At 43.1% G+C, this 21,221-nt stretch carries 9 protein-coding genes, 1 tRNA gene and 6 pseudogenes; 8 read left to right on the top strand and 8 right to left on the bottom strand.

The genetic code is table 11. From position 1 onward, the window contains the following. Positions 1 to 133 precede the first annotated feature (133 nt). The 3 genes and pseudogenes from DXA05_RS10390 to DXA05_RS10380 all read left to right on the top strand — a co-directional run bounded on the left by DXA05_RS10390 (position 134) and on the right by DXA05_RS10380 (position 4,218). Entirely contained in the window at positions 134 to 1,432 is a 1,299-nt protein-coding gene (locus tag DXA05_RS10390; RefSeq protein WP_128859150.1) for an acetylxylan esterase, read from the top strand. 114 nt (positions 1,433 to 1,546) lie between these two features. Continuing rightward, a pseudogene (locus DXA05_RS10385) lies at positions 1,547 to 3,342 on the top strand (glycoside hydrolase family 2 TIM barrel-domain containing protein). A 21-nt stretch (positions 3,343 to 3,363) separates the two neighbouring features. Then, the gene (locus tag DXA05_RS10380; RefSeq protein ID WP_118196042.1) at positions 3,364 to 4,218 is read left to right on the top strand and encodes a DUF4886 domain-containing protein; all 855 of its coding nucleotides are present in this window, start codon (positions 3,364 to 3,366) and stop codon (positions 4,216 to 4,218) included. A gap of 146 nt (positions 4,219 to 4,364) precedes the next feature. Here the strand turns inward: DXA05_RS10380 and DXA05_RS10375 are convergent. Next, positions 4,365 to 5,569: pseudogene (locus tag DXA05_RS10375) on the bottom strand (ATP-binding protein). Between the two features lie 166 nt (positions 5,570 to 5,735). On the opposite strand from DXA05_RS10375, the pseudogene DXA05_RS10370 reads away from it, so the two are divergent. Beyond that, a pseudogene (locus DXA05_RS10370) lies at positions 5,736 to 5,858 on the top strand (N-acyl-D-glucosamine 2-epimerase); the annotation flags it as partial. Between the two features lie 273 nt (positions 5,859 to 6,131). Here the strand turns inward: DXA05_RS10370 and DXA05_RS10365 are convergent. Further along, positions 6,132 to 7,142 carry a 2-oxoacid:ferredoxin oxidoreductase subunit beta gene (locus tag DXA05_RS10365; protein ID WP_128859149.1) on the bottom strand — a complete coding sequence of 337 codons (1,011 nt, stop codon included), beginning with the start codon at positions 7,140 to 7,142 and terminating at the stop codon, positions 6,132 to 6,134. Between the two features lie 3 nt (positions 7,143 to 7,145). Further along, positions 7,146 to 8,995, bottom strand: a pseudogene (locus DXA05_RS10360) (2-oxoacid:acceptor oxidoreductase subunit alpha). A gap of 203 nt (positions 8,996 to 9,198) precedes the next feature. Here DXA05_RS10360 and DXA05_RS10355 point away from each other — a divergent pair. Further along, positions 9,199 to 9,269, top strand: a tRNA-Arg gene (locus tag DXA05_RS10355). 173 nt (positions 9,270 to 9,442) lie between these two features. On the opposite strand, the gene secDF is transcribed toward DXA05_RS10355, so the two are convergent. The 5 genes and pseudogenes from secDF to DXA05_RS10330 all read right to left on the bottom strand — a co-directional run bounded on the left by secDF (position 9,443) and on the right by DXA05_RS10330 (position 17,385). Continuing rightward, the gene (gene secDF / locus DXA05_RS10350) at positions 9,443 to 12,454 is read right to left on the bottom strand and encodes a protein translocase subunit SecDF (protein WP_004317186.1); all 3,012 of its coding nucleotides are present in this window, start codon (positions 12,452 to 12,454) and stop codon (positions 9,443 to 9,445) included. A 165-nt stretch (positions 12,455 to 12,619) separates the two neighbouring features. Next, positions 12,620 to 14,704: a M3 family metallopeptidase gene (locus DXA05_RS10345; RefSeq protein ID WP_128859155.1), complete on the bottom strand. Its 2,085-nt coding sequence runs from the start codon at positions 14,702 to 14,704 to the stop codon at positions 12,620 to 12,622. 31 nt (positions 14,705 to 14,735) lie between these two features. Next, positions 14,736 to 15,820: pseudogene (locus DXA05_RS10340) on the bottom strand (endonuclease/exonuclease/phosphatase family protein). A gap of 4 nt (positions 15,821 to 15,824) precedes the next feature. Next, the gene (locus DXA05_RS10335) at positions 15,825 to 16,730 is read right to left on the bottom strand and encodes a rhomboid family intramembrane serine protease (RefSeq protein ID WP_117810717.1); all 906 of its coding nucleotides are present in this window, start codon (positions 16,728 to 16,730) and stop codon (positions 15,825 to 15,827) included. Continuing rightward, entirely contained in the window at positions 16,711 to 17,385 is a 675-nt protein-coding gene (locus DXA05_RS10330; RefSeq protein WP_128859154.1) for a rhomboid family intramembrane serine protease, read from the bottom strand. Before DXA05_RS10330 ends, DXA05_RS10335 begins: the two co-directional genes overlap by 20 nt. 221 nt (positions 17,386 to 17,606) lie before the next feature. Here DXA05_RS10330 and DXA05_RS10325 point away from each other — a divergent pair, with 221 nt between their 5' ends. The 3 genes and pseudogenes from DXA05_RS10325 (at position 17,607) to DXA05_RS10315 (ending at position 21,030) form a co-directional block, all read left to right on the top strand. After that, on the top strand, positions 17,607 to 17,879 hold the full coding sequence (locus DXA05_RS10325) for an HU family DNA-binding protein (protein WP_004296482.1): 273 nt from the start codon (positions 17,607 to 17,609) through the stop codon (positions 17,877 to 17,879). A gap of 83 nt (positions 17,880 to 17,962) precedes the next feature. Beyond that, positions 17,963 to 19,779 (top strand): annotated as a pseudogene (argS, locus tag DXA05_RS10320) (arginine--tRNA ligase). Between the two features lie 63 nt (positions 19,780 to 19,842). Continuing rightward, a complete protein-coding gene (locus tag DXA05_RS10315; RefSeq protein ID WP_128859148.1) occupies positions 19,843 to 21,030 on the top strand; it encodes a low temperature requirement protein A in 1,188 nt (395 codons plus the stop codon). The last annotated feature ends 191 nt before the right edge of the window (positions 21,031 to 21,221 follow it).

Below are 21,221 nucleotides of genomic sequence, written 5' to 3'. Positions count from 1 at the left end.
TTGGATGTTAATAGTTGAGTTGTCAGGTATTAATAGTTGGGCGGATAGGTATTAATAGTTGAGACAATGGGTATTAATAGCTGATAAATGGAATATTAATATAGCAATGACAAATGAAATAAAATAGGGAACTATGATAAAAAGTGTACGTTTTCTTCTTCTCCTGATAGCATTTGTCTCCATGCAGATAGTTGCATGGGGGCAGCCACAGGAAAGACTGGTTCAAGTGCAGGTCACTCCCGACCACACCAATTGGCTGTATAAACCGGGAGAAAAAGTGAAATTCAAAGTGGCGGTATTGAAATGCAATATCCCGCAGGATAATCTGGAAGTGCGCTATGAGATTTCGGAAGACATGATGAAACCTCATCAGACAGGCAAACAGCCTTTGAAGAATGAAAAGCTTGAAATTAACGCAGGGACTATGAAAAAAGAAGGGTTCCTGCGTTGCCGCGCTTTCGTCACTTGCCAAGGGCGTGAGTATGAAGGCGTGGCTACCGTCGGCTTCTCTTCTGAGAAATTGCAACCGACCACTCCGTTGCCTGCCGACTTTCTGGAGTTTTGGAAAAGTACCAAAGAAGCCGCAGAAAAGTGGGCATTGGAACCGATAATGACTTTACTGCCGGAAAGGTGTACAGATAAGGTGAACGTATATCATGTCTCCTTCGCGAACAATGACTATGCGTCCCGTATGTATGGCATCCTTTGTGTTCCGAAGGCTTCCGGGAAATATCCGGCGATTCTGAAAGTGCCGGGGGCAGGTATCCGTGCCTATAACGGAGAAGCCGAACGTGCCGGAAAAGGTTTTATCATTCTGGAAATCGGTATCCACGGCATTCCGGTCAACCTGACGGGAGATGTGTATCACCGGCTTTATAACGGTGCTTTGAAGAATTACCACTCGTTCAATATGGACAATCGGGACAAGTACTATTACAAACGGGTTTATACAGGCTGTGTGAGAGCCATTGATTTCATTTACACACTTCCCGAATTTAACGGTAACCTGGCAACCTTCGGTGGAAGTCAGGGCGGTGCGCTTTCCATTGTAATTGCCGGACTGGATGCTCGTGTCAAGGGATTGGTTTCTTTCTATCCTGCTTTGTGTGATATGGCGGGTTATGCCCACGGTCGTGCAGGCGGTTGGCCGCATTTGTTGAAGGATGCGAAGAACCGGACACCGGAAAAGATTAAAACCGTTCAGTATTTTGATGTGGTGAACTTTGCCCGACAGGTCAAAGTTCCGGGATTCTATACTTTTGGTTATAATGATATGGTTTGTCCGCCTACTACTACTTACTCTGCTTACAACGTGATTAATGCTCCGAAAGAGCTGTTTGTAGCTGAGACGACCGCTCATTATGCCTATGCCGAACAGTGGAGTACAGCCTGGAACTGGGTAATGAATTTCCTGAAAAATAAATCGAAATAGCACGGATTACACGGATTAACACTGTTGTTTTACCTATTCTATTCTAAAAACCATGAAATCCGTATAATCCGTGCCTGAACTTATTATATACACTAATTATAACAACATACTTAAATGAAAACAGGTGAGAAATTAAGTCTATGTCTATTGTTGCTAATCGTTTTTGCTGGAAGCGTTGCGGCACAGGAGCTGATAACGAATGTATATGGTCGCAACATCCATTCGCTGAATGGTAAATGGAATGCTATCATCGACCTGTACGACCAGGGGCAACGGATGAAAATCTATGAGAACCGGCAACCGGAAGGAAATATTGATTTCTACGAATACGCGTTTGAAGGCGGGTTGCGTCTTAATGTTCCGGGTGACTGGAACTCTCAATCGCCCGAATTGAAGTATTACGAAGGCACTGTATGGTATGCCCGTCACTTTGATGCCAAACGCTTGGCAGACAAACGCCAGTTTCTTTATTTCGGTGCTGTCAGCTATCGTTGCAAAGTCTACCTGAACGGAAAAGAGATAGCAGAGCACGAAGGCGGTTTTACTCCTTTCCAAGTGGAAGTGACAGACCTGTTGAAAGACGGTGACAACTTCCTGGCGGTAGAAGTGAACAACCGCCGTACCAAAGACGCCATTCCCGCTATGGCATTCGACTGGTGGAACTATGGCGGCATCACAAGAGATGTGCTGCTGGTGAAAACTCCCCGGACATTTATAGAAGATTATTTTATCCAACTGGATAAAAATGCTCCCGACCGGATAATTGCCCGTGTGCGTCTTTCTGATAAAAAAGCAGGTGAGAAAGTAACAGTTGCCATCCCCGAACTCAAAATCAACGCGGAGCTCACCACCGATGCGGAAGGAAAGGCGGAAACCGTGTTGAATGCGAAGAAGCTGCAACGCTGGTCGCCTGAAGAACCGAAACTCTATGGCGTGACCGTCTCTTCAAGTATCGACCGTGTGGAAGAGCAAATAGCTTCCGCAATATCACCGTGAAAGGAACTGACATTTACCTGAACGGGAAGCCGACATTTATGTGCTGTATCTCTTTCCACGAAGAAATCCCGCAACGTATGGGGCGTGCTTTCTCGGAAGCCGATGCAGCCATGTTGCTGAATGAAGCGAAAGCGCTTGGCGTGAACATGATTCGCCTGGCTCATTATCCGCAGAATGAGTACACGGTACGCCTGGCGGAAAAGATGGGCTTCCTTCTCTGGCAGGAGATTCCTATTTGGCAAGGTATTGACTTTACAGACGATGATACCCGTAAGAAAGCGCAGAGGATGCTTTCTGAAATGATTAAGCGCGATCAAAACCGCTGCGCGGTAGGTTATTGGGGTGTTGCCAATGAAACACAGCCTTCCAAAGAACGGAATGAATTCCTTACTTCCCTGCTCGAAACGGGAAAGCAGCTGGACACTACCCGCCTGTATGTTGCCGCTTTCGACCTTGTGCACTTCAATAGCGAAAAACAGCGTTTTGTAATGGAGGATTCTTTTACTTCCCAACTGGACGTCGTAGCTATCAATAAATATATGGGCTGGTATCATCCGTGGCCTGTGGAACCGAAAGACGCTATATGGGAAGTAGTGACGGACAAACCATTGATAATTTCGGAATTTGGCGGCGAAGCATTGTACGGTCAGTCCGGTGATGAGAACGTAGTCAGCTCCTGGAGTGAAGAATACCAGGCACGCTTGTATAGAGACAATATCCGTATGTTCGACAATATCCCGAACCTGCGTGGCGTATCGCCCTGGATTCTGTTCGACTTCCGTTCGCCGTTCCGTTTCCACCCCACCAATCAAGATGGCTGGAATCGCAAAGGACTCATATCTGACCAGGGTATGCGTAAGAAAGCGTGGTATCTGATGAGAGATTATTACATGAAAAAGAGAAATAACCGATAAGTTTAGTTATATTTGATTATAATGAAGCAATATAGAAATGTAGTGATTTGTATGTGCATACTGCTCCTTCTTGCCGGAGGAACGTATGCGCAGCAAAAAACGGTCAGGATACTTGCCATCGGCAACAGCTTCTCGCAGGATGCCGTGGAGCAATATCTGCATGAACTTGCAGAAGCCGAAGGCATTTCAACCATCATCGGCAATATGTTTATCGGCGGCTGTTCCCTGGAACGTCATGTGAAAAATGCCCGTGACAATGCTCCTGCCTATGCCTACCGGAAAATCGGTACGGATGGAAAGAAACGGGAAAAAGGCAAGATGTCTTTGGAAGCGGTGCTGGCAGATGAAGCCTGGGATTACGTCAGCCTGCAACAGGCAAGTCCTTTTTCGGGAATGTATGAGACGTATGAAGCCTCTCTTCCCGAGCTCATAGAATATGTAAAAGTACGCCTTCCAAAGAAAACAAAGCTGATGTTGCACCAAACCTGGGCGTATGCGTCTACTTCCAAGCATAGTGGATTTAAAAACTACAACTGCAATCAACTGACCATGTATCAGGCTATTGCCGATGCAGTGAAGAAAGCGGCTAAGGCGAATAAGATAAAGATTGTCATCCCTTCGGGCACTGCCATACAAAATGCGCGCACCTCTTTCATCGGCGACCACCTGAATCGGGACGGCTATCATCTGGATGTGAAGATTGGACGTTATACCGCTGCCTGTACCTGGTTCGAACGCATCTTCAAACACAATGTAGTCGGGAATCCTTATGCCCCGGAAGGGTTGGATGAGGCGAGGAAAGCTGTTGCTCAGAAAGCTGCCCATGCAGCAGTAAAGCATCCATATAAGGTAACCGAGCTGTCTATTACTAACTAACAATAGACATTGCCGCCCGTCTTGCAGCAGAATCCATGGTATTATAGATGACTTGACTCAAATGTAAATGCAGCACACCAAAGGCGATTTGATTGCTCGTGGTAACCCGATGGCGTACTGCATTTATTTTTCGTATATCGTATGGTTTACTCCATTAAGAACTGGCGTATGGGACAATGGCGTATACCCTCGTAACTGTTTCCGCTGAATGTATCTTCTGTTACCACTATTTTGGGATAGTTGTCCTGTATCTTTAGCAGGTTTCCAAATTCTCTTTCTGCTGTCTTGTCGCTATCTATTTTTAAAGCGACCTGTATATATAGTTTTTCTCCATTCTTTTCTCCGATAAAGTCAATTTCCTTATCTCCGTAATAGCCAACCTTAATATCGTAACCTTTGTATAAAAGGTGGTTATACACTAGATTTTCCAATATTTTGGCTTTGTCTGTAATGCGATATCCGATGACTATGTTCCGGATTCCCATATTTTCGAAATAATATTTCTCTCCTATCTCAAATACACGTTTTCCAATCAAATCATACCGTTCTACCCGGTGGATCAGGAAAGCATTGTTTAAATATTCCGTATAGCTTTGTATTTGGTTAACTGATATGGTGGTATGTTGTGATTTTAAATAATCACTGATATTCTTTGCCGAAAAGAGATTGCCTATGTTTTCGGATAAAAATTGAATCAGTTTCTCAAGGAACAAAGTATTACGTAACTTGTATCTACTGACAACATCACGAAATACAATCGTGGAATATACACTCTTCAAATATTCATTGACCGTTTCATCTTCGAGAGGGAGATTTAATAAATAGGGAAGTCCGCCATAACGGCTATATAATTCGTAACTCGTTTCACTTTCAGTTAATCCGTGGAATTCAAGAAACTCAGAATAGGAGAGACTATATATTTTGAATTCGATATATCTGCCACTTAAATAGGTGGCGAGTTCTCCTGAAAGCATCTTGGCGTTACTACCTGTAATGTATATATCATTATCTTCATTGAGTAGGAGCGAACGGATGACTTTTTCAAACCCGGGAATATCTTGTATTTCATCGATAAAGATATAATTCTTAACTTTTTCTTTGCTATGAGAAATGATGTACGAGTGTAAATCTTCTGCTGTTTGTAGAGAACTGAATGTAAAATCTTCAAGATTGACATAGATAATATTCGCATCCGGTTCTTCTGCTAAAATTTCTTCAATAAGTTGGTAAAGGAGGAAACTTTTGCCTACACGGCGTTGCCTGTTAACACCTTGGCTACAGATTTTTGCATAAAAGGTTTTATTCGGTCAATATAACCTTTTCTTTTTTTGAGGATTCGAGGGAAGTTCATACGCCTAAAAGTTTTAATTATACTTTAAACTCTTGCGAATATACGGAAAAGTTTTAATTATACTTCAAACTTTTATAGATTTAATGAGATGTTTTAATCATACTTCAAACTCAGTGAAATGATGTAGGAGGCTTGAGTAACTCAAGTACATGGCTCGGCTTGCTTCGGTGAATGGTACTGGAGCCTTTCGGCTGTTGGGACTGTCAACCGTGAGGATGATAAAGCTGGATTTTGGAAATGTCCTTACCATAACGGGCGTATGCGTATGGAGATAATGGAGCGCTTTTGATTTCATTGCAGTCGTTTAGTTCCAACCCTGTTTGGAACTGTTTGTTTCTCGGCGTGAAACACTTTGTTTCCCTGCTTGAAACATTTCGTTTCTCGGTGAGAAACAAATGGTTTCATGGCATGAAACAAACCACGCTTGTGGGGTGACGCCCAGTATGCTGTGGGATGACTGAAGATGACCTTTAAGCAAACTTGAGGTGTATTTATAATGAAAGCTGGAGAAAGTGATTGTTTTATCCTTCCTCCAGCTTTTATATTATTGATGAGCAGTGAATTACTTCACTTCCCAAGTCTCATTAGTCATCAACAGCTCCTGGAAATTGTGATATTTCTTCTTGCTTTTGATTTCTTCGATTTGTTCTGTAACTGCATCATTGTACGTCGGGGCGTCCACATCACGGATTACACCGAGTGCAATCGGGAAGTCGGGACCTTCCATCAAAGCTAGCTTCAGTTGAAGCGTATTATCTTGGCAGTGTGCGTCGTGGATAAGGATATCCTTTTCTGTGATACCGTTCTCACCCAGTTTCACTACCTTCAGCCCGAAGCCTTCCTGCATCAATCCGAACTCCTTGTTTTCACCAAATAACATCGGTTTGCCATGTTCCAAGTAGATAGCGTTCTTGGCGCGTCCTTCTTTGGTAGCAACACTGGCGTGAGTTCCGTCGTTGAAGATCACGCAGTTTTGCAGAACTTCTACAACAGAAGCGCCTTTATGGTTAGCTGCTGCTTTCAATACTTCTACAGAAGCGGCACCATCTACTGCAATGCAGCGTGCAAAGAAACGTCCGCGGGCGCCAAAAGCCAGCTCTGCCGGATGGAACGGGTCTTCCACTGTTCCGTAAGGAGATGATTTGGTGACAAGTCCGCGTTCTGAAGTCGGTGAATATTGTCCCTTTGTCAAACCGTAGATACGGTTGTTCAGAAGAATCATATTCAGGTCGACGTTACGGCGTAATGCATGGATGAAGTGGTTACCACCAATTGCCAAACCGTCACCGTCACCGGAAATCTGCCAGATAGTCAAATTAGGATTAGCTACTTTGGCTCCTGTTGCAACAGCGGCTGCACGTCCGTGGATGGTGTGGAAACCGTATGTATTTACATAATAAGGCAGACGGGAAGAACAACCGATACCCGATATTACGGCAATATCGTGCGGAGCTGTTCCCAATTCGGCCATGGCTTTGTGCAGTGAATTCAGGAAAGCGTGGTCACCGCATCCCGGACACCAGCGTGGCTGACCTGATTTATAATCTTGTACGGTATATACTTTATCGCTCATCTTTTATTCCTCCAATAATTTAGTGAATGCATCTATCAATTCTCTCGTAACGAAAGGCTGTCCTTTCACTTGGTTGAACTGGCTGATGTTCAATCCGGGCACTTTCATGCGCAAATAACCTGCGAATTGTCCCAGATTCTGTTCAGCTACCACGATTTTCTTGTATTTATGCAATACATCGGCTGTGTTCTTCGGCAGCGGGTTGATGTACTGGAAGTGAGCGAAAGCCACTTTCTTTCCATGTTCGCGCATATAGTCCATAGCCAGACGAAGATGTCCGTAAGTGCCGCCCCAGCCAACAATCAATAAGTCTGCGTCCTCGTCACCCAACACTTCGAGTTCGGGGATATAGTCTGCAATTTTATCCACTTTGGCCTGACGCAGATGAACCATCTTATTGTGGTTTTCGGGTTCGGTAGAGATAGCGCCTGTTTCGTTGCTCTTTTCAAGACCACCGATGCGGTGCATAAATCCTTCAGTTCCCGGAGTAGCCAGTAGCGTACGCCTGTTTCCGGATTACGTTGGTAAGGAGTCCAGTTGCCGGCCATATCCGGGGTCACATACGGAGGATTGATGGCAGGATATTCATCCAGATTAGGGAGTTTCCATGCGGCAGAACCGTTAGCTACGAAAGCATCAGTCAGCAATACAACCGGAGTCATGTGTTCCAAGGCAATCTTGCATGCCATATAAGCGGCGTCGAAACAGTTGGTCGGCGATGTTGCGGCGATTACAGGCATCGGGCTTTCGCCGTTGCGTCCGTAAAGGGCCTGTAATAAGTCGGTCTGTTCTGATTTAGTAGGAAGACCGGTAGACGGACCGCCACGCTGTACATTGACAATCACCAATGGAAGTTCACCGATTACAGCAAGGTTCATCGCCTCACTCTTCAGGCAAACACCGGGGCCGGAAGTCGTAGTCACTGCCAAAGCACCGGCAAAAGCAGCACCAACTGCAGAAGCACAACCGGCTATTTCATCTTCGCACTGTACAGTTTTGACTCCCAATGATTTATGCTTGGCTAATTCGTGCAGAATATCAGTAGCCGGAGTGATAGGATAAGAACCCAAGTAGAGCCCCAGACCTGCTTTTTCAGCTGCGGCAATCAGTCCGTAAGCGGTTGCTTTATTACCGTTGATATCTGTATAAAGTCCTTTTGATTTCGGAGCTTTGCTTTCAATCTTATAAGTAGAGACAGAAGCATGAGTGTTTGCTCCGTAGTTGAAGCCATCGTTCAATACCTTAATATTAGCTTCTGCTATTTCGGGTTTCTTGGCGAATTTCTCGCGCAGCATTTTTTCAGCAGCAGCAAGGTTACGGTTGAACAACCAGCAAACCAATCCGAGTGCAAACATGTTTTTGCAACGGAGAATTGATTTGTTATCCAATCCGGAGTCTTTCAGGCTCTCTTTGCACATGGAAGAGATAGGAACTTCCAATACTTCCTGTTTTATTCCTAATTCTTCAAAGGGATTGTTGGTTTTAAATTGTGCCTTTTCCAAATCTCTGGCTTCGAATGAGTCGGAGTCGGTGATGATAAGTCCTTGCGGTTTACAGAATTTGATTTGTGTTTTCAGTGCGGAAGGGTTCATAGCCACCAATACGTGGCAACGGTCTCCGGGAGTGTAAACTTGTCCGGCGCCGATGTGGACCTGGAAACCGGAAACACCGGTTAGCGAACCTTGCGGGGCGCGGATGTCTGCCGGATAGTCAGGGAATGTACAGATGTCATTTCCCACTGTAGCCGACACGTTCGAGAAGATGTTGCCGGCCAGCTGCATACCGTCGCCGGAGTCGCCGGAGAAACGTACTACTACTTCCTCCAATTCTTTAACCATCATTTCGTCTGCCATAACTTTAATTACTATATTTAATTTGAAAACTGATTTTACTTTCAATTTGTGAGCGCAAAGGTCGGAAAGTTAATCGAATTATCAAAATAAATCCTACTTTATTGTCCTATTGACGCCAATTATTTGAAATATCTGAAAGGAACCTGCATTTTTATTCTTGTTAAATCGACAGAAACCGTTATCTTTGCAAGCAAATTTGAAGCGGCCTTGTAGTTCAACGGATAGAATAGAAGTTTCCTAAACTTTAGATAGGGGTTCGATTCCCTCGGGGCTACTACAGAAGAATCTATGAGAGTGGTGTTGTTTTGCTTTCATATTGTATCAAGTTTTAAGTGTAACAATAGCTTCTTTTAAGATGAACGTCTTATAGCTTCTATTTGTTTTAATAATCAATAGAAAAAGCCTCTACCGAATGTTCGGAAGAGGCTTTTCTATTTGTGGAGTTTATTATTCTTCCGTAGCTGGTACTACGACTTTTTTGTTCTTCATCATGTTGTATGCAATTGGAGATGCAATAAACAGTGAAGATAATGTACCGATAACAACACCCAGGATCATTGCGAATGCAAAGCTGCGGATTGAATCACCACCAAGGATGAAGATACACAGCAATACGATCAATGTACTCAATGATGTATTGATGGTACGAGCCAGCGTTGTGTTCAGAGAGTCGTTGAACAATACTCGTTTGTCACGTTTCGGATATAAACCGAAGAACTCACGTACACGGTCGAAGATTACCACCTTATCATTGATAGAGTAACCGATAGCTGTCAAGATAGCACCAATAAATGTCTGGTCGATTTCCAGAGAGAATGGCAGGATACCCCAGAACAGTGAATAGGCACCGATAATCATAATGGTGTCGCAACTCAAAGCTACGATAGAACCGATACTGTAAGCAATGTTGCGGAAACGGAGCAAGATATACAAACCGATGGCGAGCAGTGCCAATACTACGGAGTAGATAGCGCCTGTCTTGATGTCATCTGCGATACTCGGACCTACTTTCTGTGAGCTTACGATACTACCACCTGTGTGATTGTCACGGTCGATGAAAGTTTCCAATGTGATATTCTGAGTCAATACCGGCTTCAAGGTTTCATATAGATATGATTCGATTTCAGAGTCTACATTGTTGCCTTCATCTTCGATACGGTAGTTTGTACTGATACGTACGGTCTTTTTGTCTGTACCGATAGCAATAACGCTTACGTTGGCGTCGCCAAATTTGCTAGAGATCAATTCACGAACTTGTTCCGGTTCTACAGGATTCTCAAATTGTACCTTAAAGTTACGTCCACCAGTGAAGTCGATACTCTGACTCAAACCACGGATGGCAAATGAACCGATACAAACAACGATGATTGCACTGACGATAATAAGGGACTTTTTGTTTGTACCCATAAAATCGAAATGTGTATTGGTCATCAGATTCTTTGAAATCTTGGTTGTGAATGTCAGGTTCAACCACTTGTCTTTGTTCATGAAGTGTTCATAAACAATACGAGTAATGAACACTGCAGTAAAGAAGGATACCAAGATACCGATAATCAATGTCGTAGCAAAACCACGAATTGGACCGGTACCAAAGTTAAACAGGATGATACCTGTGATGATAGATGTTAAGTTAGAGTCGAAGATAGCCGAGAATGCATTTGAATAACCGTCGGCAAGTGCTTTCTTCACACCCTTACCTGCACGAAGCTCTTCTTTTGTACGTTCATAGATAAGTACGTTCGCATCCACAGCCATACCAAGTGACAATACCATACCGGCTATACCGGACATTGTCAGCGCAGCCTGGAAGGATGAAAGAATACCTAGCGTGAAGAAGAAGTTGAGGATTAACGCGCAGTTAGCAACCATACCTGGGATGAAGCCGTACATAGAGCACATGTAAATCATCAACAGAATCAGGGCTACAACGAATGAGAAAATACCCGCATTGATTGATTCTTGACCCAGTGACGGACCAACGATATCTTCCTGTACGATGTGAGCCGGAGCCGGCATCTTACCTGATTTCAATACGTTAGCTAAGTCTTTTGCTTGTTCAGGAGTGAAATGACCTGTAATCTGTGAACGTCCACCTGTAATTTCAGAGTTTACGTTTGGTGCAGAATATACATAGTTATCAAGAACGATAGCAATGGAACGGCCAATGTTCTGCTTAGTCAACTGAGCCCAGCGGCGTGCACCGTCAGAGTTCATTGTCATGCTTACAGCCGGTTTGCTGTATTGGTCGAATTCATCTTTCGCATCAGTTACTACGTCACCTTCCAACGGAGCTTTGCCGTTACGTTCGGTAGACTTGATAGCATATAATTCGAAAGTCTGTCCTTTCTTGTCAAATTCAGAAGGAGAAACACCCCATTTCAGGCGAAGGTCTTTTGGAAGATCAGCTTTGATTTCCGGCATAGCCAGATATTTGTTGATGTCAGCAGTATCTTTGTAGTTGGCATAACCAATAACGGGACCTTGTCCGCTAGAATTCAACTGAAGTATGGACAGCAAAGGATATTGCTTTTTGATTTCTTCCATATTTGCGGCAGACTTATCTTCAGCAGTTACGTCACCTTTCAGGGCAGCTGCAAGGCTGTCGGCAGCACTTACAGTTTTTTTCTCAACCGGAGTGGCTTCGGTAAGGACTGCTTCAATAGTATCTGTATCAGCTGTTGTTCCTTCAGCTAAAATAACACGCAATTTGGCGTCTGCAGATTGCATGGCAGGGAGAACTTCTCTAGCTGTATAAGTTTCCCAGAACTCCAGATTGGCAGAACCTTGGAGAAGTTTTCTCACACGTTCCGGCTCTTTGATACCCGGAAGTTCCACCATGATACGTCCCATTTTGTCTTCCAGACTTTGGATGTTCGGTTGAACAACACCAAAACGGTCGATACGGGTACGAAGAACGTTGAATGAGTTTTCAACAGCAGCTTTTACTTCTGCTCTCAGCACTTTTTCAACTTCTGCATCTGATGATTTCTGGTTAACTTTATCTTTCAACTGTTGTGTTGCGAAAAGTTCGGAAAGTTTTGCGTCCGGAGCAATTTTGTGGTATTCTCTGATGAACAGGGTGATAACATCATCCTGACTGTTGACAGCCTGTTTTGCAGCTGTCGCCAATGCGTTGTTGAAAGCTTCGTCAGGCTTGTTGTCTGCCAATGCTTTGATAACATCAGGTACGGAAACTTCGAGGATAACGTTCATACCACCCTTCAGGTCCAAACCTAAACTAATCTCCATCTCACGACATTGTTTCAGTGTCCAGTTCCACAGCATTACTTTCTCGTTAGAGAGAGAGTCGAGGTAGTCTTGTTCCACTTTCGGGTCGCCGTTCGCAATTTCTTTCGCCTTGTTGGTATAATGGCGTGTTACGAAGGAGAAGGAGAGGTAGAACACGCATACCAGCGTGAGTAATACCGCAAAAACCTTTACAAATCCTTTGTTTTGCATTTTACTTTTAATTTATGATGATTACTTTTTTAATTTAATTTTCAGTTAAATTCTGTCGTACACAAGTTCTTTTTGCCGTATACAAGGCTGCAAATATAGTTTTTTTTTCACATTCATGTGTAATAAGCCCTCAAATATTTGATGTTTAAGGGCTTTTTTACTGAATTATTTCATTCCTCTGTTTTTCAGTAGCGGTTCCAAGCTTGGTTCCGCTCCACGGAAATTCCGGTAAAGCACCATCGGGTCTTCGCTGTCGCCCTTCTCCAATACGTTGTGACGGAAGAGGTCGGCGGTGTTTTTATCAAAGATACCATGTTCTTTAAAGGCTTCAAAAGCATCATTATCTAGTACATTGGCCCATAGGTAGCTGTAGTATCCGGCTGCGTAACCACCAATGATATGATTGAAGTAAGTCACGCGATAACGCGGTGCTATTTCGGGGATGAGACCGAGCTTGTCCATGGCTTCTTTTTCGAATGTAAGCATGTCTATATTCTTTACATCTGTTACGGTGTGCAGGTTCATGTCGAGGATGGCGGCAGCCAGTAATTCGGTAGTCATGAAGCCCTGATTGAAAGTCTTCTGTTGCAGTATCTTTTCGATGATTTCGTCGGGTATCACTTCTCCTGTCTGATAATGTTTGGCATACATTTTCAGTACTTCCGGTTCAGTAGCCCAGTGTTCATTGATTTGAGAAGGAAGTTCTACAAAATCGCGCACTACATTAGTGCCTGATGTTCCTTTGTATTCACATTTTGTCAGCAGTCCGTGCAGAGCGTGCCCAAATTCGTGGAACAAAGTTTCTACTTCATCCATTGTTAATAGAGAGGGAGTATCGCCTACCGGTTTGGTAAAGCTGCAAACATTGCATACTAACGGACGGGTATCTCCGCGTTGTTCGCGGTAGTTGCTCATCCATGCGCCACCGCTTTTTCCGGAGCGTGGGAAATAATCGACGTAGAAGATACCGAGTTGCGAACCGTCTGCGTCTTTCACTTCAAAGACTTCCACATCCGGATGATAGGTAGGGATGCCTTCCAGTTTGTTCAGGGTGATGCCATATAGTTTGTTGGCTACGGCGAAAGCACCATCGCGTACATTCTCCAGTTTGAAGTAAGGTTTTGTATCCTCTTCAGACAGGTTGTACTTTTCTTTTCGTAGTTTTTCGGTATAATACCACCAATCCCATGCTTCCAGTTTTTCTCCTTTGCCTTCCTTATCCATTAATTTTTGAAGTTCGGTAGCTTCTGCCTTTGCTTTTGGCAGTGCATAGCTCCAAAGGTTGTTTAGAAGGCTCATTACGTTGTTGGCGTTCTTTGCCATCGTTTCGTCGAGAACGAAGTTTGCATAGCAGTCGAAACCTAATAATTTAGCTTTTTCCAGGCGGAGAGAAACGATCTTACGGATATTTTCCTTGTTATCGTTTTCGTCGTTGTTGTTACCGCGGTTGATGTAAGCTTTGTATATTTGTTCCCGAAGCGGGCGATTTTCTGAATATTGCAGGAAAGGCAGGCGGCTGGCATTATGCAGGGTGAATAGCCATTTTCCCGGTTGTCCGGCTGCTTTTGCTTCTTCAGCGGCGCTTTGGCGGAACCATTCGGGCAATCCTGCCAGATCTTCTTCTTTGTCAACGAAGAGTTTGAAAGCATTATTCTCATTCAGTATATTGTTGCTGAAAGTAATGCCGAGTGTAGAAAGTTCCTTGTTGATTTCGCGGAGGCGGGTTTGGTCTTCGGCATTAAGGTTTGCTCCGGAACGGACAAATCTTTTATAAGTCTTGTCCAGCAGACGTTCTTGTTCCGATGTCAGGTTCAGCGAATCCTTCTTTTGATAGACGTCGTTCACGCGCTTAAACAGTTTCTCGTTCAGAGAGATATTATCATCATGTTCTGAAAGAACCGGTGCCAGTTTGATGGAAAGTGCGGTTAGTGAGTCAGTCGTTTCCGCATCTGTCATATTGAAGAAAATGGCGCTCACACGGTCCAAGATAGGTGCGCTGTTATCCAAAGCTACAATTGTATTTTCAAATGTCGGAATTTCCGGACTTTCGATGATAGCTTCGATGTTTTGATTCTGCTCTTCTATCCCTTTCAGGAAGGCGGGTTCATAGTGCTCCAATTTAATCTTGTCGAAAGAAGGAACACCGTACTGGGTTTGAAACTCTGTAAAGAAAGGATTGCTTTCTGTTTTCGTAGCACAGGAGTACATCATACAACTTACTGCTAAAATGGTTAGTGTCTTTTTAATCATCATAAGTGTTTTTTATTAGAGTTTTCAGTTCTCATCGTTTACTGATATAGCACCAGATCGGGTAGTGGTCTGATGCTTTGATAGACCGGTCTACCGTGCAATTGTAGGCTTTCAGGTTGGGGCTGATCAAGATATTGTCTATGCGGAAATAGAACTTGTTCTGATTGTAGGAAATGCCCAATCCTTTACCGGACTGTGTGAATGCATCGTCTAGTTTTTGAGTCAGGATGCGATGTGTATACGAGATAGAACCGTCGTTGAAATCGCCGCATACGATAGTTGTCGGATATTTACATGCTGCAATGGCTTTAGCCACAGAATCAGCTTGTGAAGCCCGGATAGCCGATGCTTCCGCCAGTTTTCTGATTAATTGCCTAAGTCCGGTTTTTACTTTCTTGGCATTCGGGTCTTTAATCATATCCTCATACATCCCTCTGTCTTCTTTGGTGAGTTTGTTGGATTCCAGGTGGTTGTTGATTAATGTAAGAGTGTCGTTATTTACATTCAATACATATTTCATGGAACCGTTATAATTACTTTCATATTTGATGGGATGTATCGAGAGTATGGGGAACTTGGAGAAACAGGCAAGTTGCACATCTCCTTTCCCTTGTTGGTGGACGGATTGGTAAGGATAGGCTTTCAATGCTTTTTTAATATCCTGTTCCGTCAGGTATTTCTTGTTGGTAGCGGTGTTATATTCTTGCAGACAGATAATATCGGCGTTGCTATCTACAAGATAAGATAATACAGGGTTCTTTCCATCTTTCTTCTCCAGATTGTTGAACTCATTACGTTATAGGATAGGATTTTGATGCTTCCTTCCGGTATGGTTTTAGTGGTGGAGTTAAAAGGAATATAAGTTCGTATCTGCGGAATACAAATCAGAAAACCGATGGCGGGCAAGAGCGCATAGCGGTAGTTGACGAATGCCCAGAAGCCGATAAAAATCAGATTAATCGTCAGGAATATCGGAAATGCAAGTCCCAAGCTGGAAGCAAGTGGGTTTATTTTCGGGTTAAGGTAAGGGCTATAAGCACTTAATATCAACGTTCCCACGAAGAGAGCGTTGACAGCAAGTATCAGATATGCGACAAATTTGCCAATATGTTCCATTCCTTTATCTTTTGCTTGCGTCGAACAAGCTTTTCTTTTCTTCAGTTGTCAGACTGTCGTAACCGGATTTTTTTAGTTTTTCCAAAATACGGTCCACTTCATCTGACTGTGCTTTTTTGTGGGCATTGTAATCATAATCCTTCTCGCGACCGGTGGCACTGTTTCCATAGTGTACCTTCATTTTCGGTTTCCGTTTCCATGTTTTCTTCTGAAACAAGGAGATGAAACCATCCAGAATCCAGTTGATCCAGGAAGTCAAATCAGTTCCTTTATTTAGGCTGGCAGCAAACCAAAGTCCAGCAAGAGCACCGCCCAGGTGGGCGATATGTCCTCCGGCATTACTTGAGGTGATGGATAATACATCGATTCCGATAACAACCAGTGCCAGATATTTGAGACGGATAGCACCGAAAAGAAAAAGTTGCACCCTGTAATCTGGTTCACGATAAGCCGTAGCGGCTACGATGGCTAATACGGAAGCTGATGCTCCTACCAATGTTGCACCCGTCACTTGCGAACTGAATAAAGGAAATACATTGTAGGCAACCATATACAGTAAACCTCCACAGATACCTCCTAATACATATAGTCCTCTTAAATGTTTGGCCGAGAAAAAGTAGAGAAACAAACTTCCGAACCAATACAGCCAGAGCATATTGAATAAAATATGCAGGATACCGGCATGCATAAACATATAAGTAAATAACGACCACGGCTGATGAATAAATCCGATAAAGGATGCCGGCAGGGCAAATATACCGAATATATCGGGGGTACTTACTTCAAACAGTCGCAAGAAAACGTTAATCAACGTGCCAATCACAAAGATGCCTACGTTGATATAAATCAGTTGGATGAAAATATTTCCTCTTCTGAATGTCTCCTTTAAATCAGCTATAATATGTCCCATTGTTATTGCTTTTTTTTCTCCAATACAAAATCAGGATCAATCCAAATAACATTCCTCCCAGGTGAGCAAAGTGAGCGACATTGTCTCCGGCGCTATTGGCAAGTCCTGACCATAATTCAATCGCGGCGTATCCTATAACGAAGAACTTCGCTTTGATAGGAAATGGCAGCGGGAAGATAAACAACCGGTTATTGGGAAATAACATACCGAATGCCAGCAATATGGCGTAAACGGCTCCCGAAGCACCTACGGTGGTCATCATGTTCAGATACTCTTCCATTGGGATAACACCTGTACCTATATTCACTTGTGCGTAGTGGCTAAGTTCCGTTACATATTGAATATACTGTACCCCTTCCTGGATAAGTCCCGCACCGATACCGCAGAGAATATAGTAAAAGAGGAAACGTTTGGGTCCCCAGGTTTGTTCGAGAATCGGTCCGAACATAAAAACGGCAAACATATTAAAGAAAATGTGGCTGAATCCGCCGTGCATAAACATATAAGTGATAAGCTGTGCCGGATTAAAGTCACTTGCAAGGACAAAATGTAATCCCAGATAATTCGTTAAATCCAGGCCGTAACGTTGGGCTACGATTGTCCCGAAAAATACTAGTACATTGATAATTATCAGGTTTTTAGTTACAGTTGGCATCATTTTAATTTCTGAATATTTAGATAATAGACGCAAAAGTACGAATAAATTCTGTTTTAAAGCATGAAAAACGCTTCCTATTAGCTCTTTTTCAATAATTTGCTGCGTTTTTTTTATGTTTTTATTTGATATGTTGTTTTGTTCGGCTATATTTGTGGAATCAATCCATTGTGGGATAATCTTTTGTGTAACATATATATTAATTAATCATTTTACGTATTATGAATAAGTCTGATCTTATTAGTGCAATGGCTGCTGAAGCTCAAATGAGCAAAGCCGATGCAAAAAAAGCACTTGATGCTTTCATCACTTCAGTTACTAATGCTATGAAAGCTGGTGACAAAGTATCTCTCGTAGGTTTTGGTACTTTCTCAGTAAGCGAAAGAGCTGAAAGAACTGGTATTAACCCTTCTACAAAGGCAACTATTACTATTCCTGCTAAGAAAGTAGCTAAATTTAAAGCTGGTGCTGAATTATCTGCAGCTGTTGAATAAGATAGATAGTTGAAAGAAATTAAGAGAGGAGACGTGATGCGTCTCCTTTTTTTGTATCTTTGCGCGCAAGAAATAACTTGATTATGAAGATAGAAGATAAACTTGTAGCGTCCGTTATCAGCGGACTCAAAGCACTTTACGGTCAGGAAGTCCCTGAAAAGATGGTGCAGTTGCAAAAAACGAAGAAAGAATTTGAAGGACATTTGACGTTGGTGGTATTTCCTTTCCTGAAGATGTCAAAAAAAGGACCGGAGCAAACGGCACAGGAAATCGGTGAATATCTGAAGGCAAACGATCCGGCTGTAGCAGCGTTTAATGTGATAAAAGGGTTCTTGAACCTGACTATTGCATCGGCTACATGGATTGAGTTGCTGAACGAGATTCAGGCAGATGAACAGTACGGCTTAGTGCAGGTCACTGACGCTTCTCCATTGGTGATGATTGAATATTCTTCTCCGAATACAAATAAACCGCTTCACTTGGGACACGTGCGTAATAACCTTTTAGGCAACGCATTGGCTAACATTGTAGCGGCAAACGGCAATAAGGTAGTCAAAACAAATATTGTAAACGACCGTGGTATCCACATCTGTAAGTCCATGCTGGCATGGAAGAAATACGGAAACGGTGAAACTCCTGAAACTTCGGGTAAGAAGGGTGACCACCTGGTAGGTGATTATTATGTATCTTTCGATAAGCATTATAAAGCGGAAGTAAAGGAGCTGATGGCTAAATTTACAGCGCAGGGAATGAATGACGATGAAGCGAAAGCAAAGGCTGAAGCTGAATCTCCATTGATGCAGGAAGCCCGCGAAATGTTGGTGAAGTGGGAAGCCGGTGATCCGGAAGTACGCGGATTGTGGGAAATGATGAACAACTGGGTATATGCAGGATTCGACGAAACCTACAAGAAGATGGGTGTCAGCTTCGACAAGATCTATTACGAATCCAATACTTACCTCGAAGGAAAAGAAAAGGTAATGGAAGGTCTGGAAAAAGGTTTCTTCTACAAGAAAGAAGACGGTTCCGTATGGGCCGACCTGACTGCCGAAGGACTGGATCATAAGCTCCTTCTCCGTGGTGACGGTACTTCTGTCTACATGACTCAGGATATCGGTACGGCTAAACTTCGTTTTGCCGATTACCCGATTAATAAGATGATTTATGTAGTAGGTAACGAACAGAACTATCACTTCCAGGTGCTTTCTATCTTGCTCGATAAACTTGGTTTCGAATGGGGTAAGAGTCTGGTACACTTCTCTTACGGAATGGTGGAACTGCCGGAAGGTAAGATGAAATCCCGTGAGGGTACGGTAGTTGATGCTGACGACTTGATGGAGGAAATGATTGCCACTGCTAAAGAAACTTCACAAGAACTAGGCAAACTGGATGGTTTGACACAGGAAGAAGCTGATGATATTGCCCGTATTGTGGGTCTGGGAGCATTGAAATATTTCATTCTGAAAGTCGATGCCCGTAAGAATATGACATTCAATCCGAAAGAATCTATCGACTTCAATGGTAATACAGGTCCGTTTATTCAATATACTTATGCACGTATCCAGTCTGTACTTCGGAAAGCTGCCGAATCAGGTATCGTAATTCCTGAACAGATTCCGGCTGGTATTGAATTGAGTGAAAAGGAAGAAGGCTGATTCAGATGGTTGCCGACTTTGCTGCTGTTGTAAAACAAGCCGGTGAAGATTACAGCCCGTCTATTATTGCTAATTATACTTATGACTTGGTGAAAGAATACAATCAGTTCTATCATGACTATAGTATTCTGCGCGAAGAGAATGAGGCAGTGAAAGTATTCCGTATCGCTCTGTCTGCTAATGTAGCTAAAGTTGTTCGCTTGGGAATGAATTTGCTGGGTATCGAAGTTCCTTCCAGAATGTAAGACTTTCTCTGAACAAAATAGACTTCTGCGGGGTTTCTTTTATATATATAAAAGGAACCTCGTATGTTTTACTCCCCCCATCCATTGCTTCGGAAGAGAGAAACGGAAACTGCTACTGTCTCTTATTCCGAACTGCTGTTTGACCTGATTTATGTTTTCTCGGTCACGCAACTTTCACATTATCTGCTTCATAATCTCACTTGGGAAGGATTATTGAAAGAAACAATCCTGTGGTTTGCAGTCTGGATGTTGTGGCAACATACCATCTGGGTGACTAACTGGTTCAACCCGGATACCCGGCCGATACGTATTCTTCTTTTTATCAGTATGCTGGTGGGGCTGGTGATGGCGGCTGCTATTCCTTATGCCTTTACTTACCGGGGATTGATATTTGCTGTCTGCTATGTTCTGATACAGGCAGGGAGAGCACTTTATATTATCGGGGTGTTAGGAGATCATCATCTGGCTGCTAATTTTAAGCGAATTATGGGCTGGTTCTGTATATCTGCCGTCTTTTGGATTACGGGTGCCATATTGCAGGGAGAATGGCAAATTCTACTGTGGATTATAGCCGCCATCTGTGATTATACAGCCCCGATGCACGGATTTGCTTTACCTCGTCTGGGACGTTCGGACAGTAGCAAGGAATGGACTATTGAAGGGCATCATTTGGTGGAACGTTGCCAGTTGTTTGTGATTATTGCTTTTGGAGAAACTCTATTGATGACAGGAGCTTCTTTGAGTGAAGTAGAAGAATGGACGCCTCTCGTGATTATTTCTGCTGTCATATCTTTCATTGGTAGTTTGGCTATGTGGTGGGTTTACTTTGATGTGAGCAGTGAAGCCGGTAGTCGGAAAATACAGGAAGTGAAAGATCCCGGAAAGCTGGGGTTGATTTATAATGCAATTCATATCGTACTGGTGGGAGCATTGATTATTTGTGCGGTAGGAGACGAACTGATTGTTGCCCATCCCGAACAAGAAATGAGAGCGGAAGTTGTTTTTGTTCTGATTATCGGACCAATCGTTTATATTCTGGCAAATAGTATCTATAAATATGTCACGTGCCGTATGCTTCCTTTATCACATATTATTGCTGTAATAGCTTTGGCTTTACTGCTTCCCTGGCCTTATCACATTTCTTTATTGACGATGAATATCTTGGTAATATCTGTTTTTATATTCGTGATTGTGTTTGATATGCTATTCCCTAATAAAGGTTTTAAGATAAAATGGGAGCCGAAGATTTAATTGTGAAAAGCCTATTCATAACGGATAATACTTATATCCTATAATATTGTGGCTTAAAATAAAAACACAGTTCACACGAATTCTTGGTGAGTATTCAAGAAGTTGTGTGAACTGCGTAATTCGCGCCTTTCTAAACGGATGTCTATTATGTCTTTTTCATCGATGGTTCGCAATGCGAAGTCCCGATAGCG

This window comes from Bacteroides sp. AM54-2NS (assembly GCF_003602935.1).
GTDB classification, from domain to species: Bacteria; Bacteroidota; Bacteroidia; order Bacteroidales; family Bacteroidaceae; genus Bacteroides; species Bacteroides xylanisolvens.
The sequence above is the reverse complement of the archived record's forward strand: the minus strand, read 5'-3'. Positions and strand labels throughout refer to the sequence as shown.

Coding starts and splice junctions, on each gene's coding strand:
- DXA05_RS10380 (WP_118196042.1), top strand. CDS start 3,364: ATGAAGCAATATAGAAATGTAGTGATTTGTATGTGCATACTGCTCCTT.
- DXA05_RS10390 (WP_128859150.1), top strand. CDS start 134: ATGATAAAAAGTGTACGTTTTCTTCTTCTCCTGATAGCATTTGTCTCC.
- DXA05_RS10345 (WP_128859155.1), bottom strand. CDS start 14,704: ATGATTAAAAAGACACTAACCATTTTAGCAGTAAGTTGTATGATGTAC.
- secDF (WP_004317186.1), bottom strand. CDS start 12,454: ATGCAAAACAAAGGATTTGTAAAGGTTTTTGCGGTATTACTCACGCTG.
- DXA05_RS10315 (WP_128859148.1), top strand. CDS start 19,843: ATGTTTTACTCCCCCCATCCATTGCTTCGGAAGAGAGAAACGGAAACT.
- DXA05_RS10325 (WP_004296482.1), top strand. CDS start 17,607: ATGAATAAGTCTGATCTTATTAGTGCAATGGCTGCTGAAGCTCAAATG.
- DXA05_RS10365 (WP_128859149.1), bottom strand. CDS start 7,142: ATGAGCGATAAAGTATATACCGTACAAGATTATAAATCAGGTCAGCCA.
- DXA05_RS10330 (WP_128859154.1), bottom strand. CDS start 17,385: ATGCCAACTGTAACTAAAAACCTGATAATTATCAATGTACTAGTATTT.
- DXA05_RS10335 (WP_117810717.1), bottom strand. CDS start 16,730: ATGGGACATATTATAGCTGATTTAAAGGAGACATTCAGAAGAGGAAAT.